Annotated in this window: 1 protein-coding gene; it reads left to right on the top strand. The window is 44.6% G+C overall.

Annotated features, from left to right (window positions below; genetic code table 11):
- The first annotated feature begins 141 nt into the window (after nucleotides 1–141).
- Nucleotides 142–1,533, top strand: coding sequence for an IS4 family transposase (locus ACLUXO_RS10105; protein WP_412137438.1), 1,392 nt, complete (start codon nucleotides 142–144; stop codon nucleotides 1,531–1,533).
- The last annotated feature ends 71 nt before the right edge of the window (nucleotides 1,534–1,604 follow it).

Genomic DNA, 1,604 nt, shown 5'->3' with positions numbered 1-1,604 from the left:
ACTTAAACTTCCCACTTGCAAAAGTGGGCTTGTACCTTGAAAATTCAATAGTTTAGCCAATAAAAAAGCACAAGGCCTTTGTTCGCTTGATATAATTTAGTCAACCACAACATCATCAATATCAAACGAAAGGCTTGTGCTATGTCTAGTTTACCATCATTCGATACTGAAAATGAACCTAAAATCGCCCGTTCTGTTGAAAAGTTCTTCAAGGACTACAAAGTTATGGAGCTTCTCCGTAGATGTGGGCTCCGCAAGTCAAAAGGAATCCATCTTTGGTCGATCCTTTCATACATCTTCAGTAATGTGTTTCGAGACAGAAGCATGTACATGCAACAGAAGTCTGGCAAGTGTACTGCTGGCTTCTCCAAAAACACCTACTATCGATTCATGCAGAACCCACATATCAACTGGCTCCGCTTCACTATTCTGCTAGCTGAGAAGATCGTCAATGGGCATCTGAAAGATCTGACCTCTGACCAACGTGCGGATTGCTTCGTCTTTGACGATTCGCTCTACTCCAGAACTGGATACAAGAAGACTGAGCTGGCTGCCAAAGTATTCGACCACGTTTCGATGACCTACAAGAAGGGCTTTCGGATGATGACCATGGGTTGGACTGATGGATCCTCCTTCGTCCCAATCGCTTCATCTCTCTTGTCCTCAAAGAATGATCAGAATGTCATCGGGACAACCAAGAAGATCGACAAGCGCACAATCGCGGCCAAAAGACGAATTATGGCCCAATCAAAGGGGACCGATGTAGTTATCCAGCTACTCGATCAAGCTTTGAAAGCAGGGCTTACTGCTAAGTACGTCATGTTTGACACTTGGTTCTCCAATCCTCATCAGATCGTCCAGATCAAGCAACGTGACCTAAACGTAATTGCCATGGTGAAGAAGAGTTCCAAGATCACATACGAGTTCGATGGTAAGCGGATGAACGTCAAGCAGATCTTCAGCGCATGCAAGAAGCGGCGAGGTCGTTCAAGATATCTCTTGTCCGTCCCTGTAAAGGTTGGAGATCCTGCCAAGGATGGTGTCCAGGTTGATGCCAGAATAGTCTGCGTAAGAAATCGCTCCAACCGCAAAGATTGGATCGCTCTTATTTGCACGGACATGATGATCGATGAAAATGAGATCATCAGAATTTACGGCAAAAGATGGGACATCGAAGTCTTCTTCAAGACCTGCAAGAGTTTCTTGAAACTTGGTACTGAATACCACGGCCTCTCATATGATGCATTGACTGCCCATACGGCTTTCGTCTTTCTGCGCTACATGTTCATGTCAGTTGAGAAGCGAGATGATGAAGATGATAGGACAATAGGCGAGCTCTTTTACTGCATGATAGACGAGCTTGCGGACATTACTTTCCATCACTCCCTTCAGATCCTGGTGGAAGCCATGTTCGAGAGCGTGAAAGAGATCTTCCAACTGACAGAAGAGCAGATGGAAAGGTTCACCAAAGCTTTCATTTCCCGCCTCCCGAAGTACATGCAAGAGGCTATATCGCCATCACTAGCAGCATAATTGAATATTTACTGGTTAAACTATTGAGTTTTCAAGGCTTCATAGTTCTTTTTGGTGTGGGAAGTTTAAGT

Source organism: Lactobacillus delbrueckii subsp. bulgaricus, assembly GCF_046938665.1.
Taxonomy (GTDB): domain Bacteria; phylum Bacillota; class Bacilli; order Lactobacillales; family Lactobacillaceae; genus Lactobacillus; species Lactobacillus delbrueckii_C.
This window is presented reverse-complemented; position numbering and strand designations above follow the sequence as displayed.

What these genes read in the sequence shown, in the direction of transcription:
- ACLUXO_RS10105 (WP_412137438.1), top strand. Translation starts at nt 142, where the DNA reads ATGTCTAGTTTACCATCATTCGATACTGAAAATGAACCTAAAATCGCC.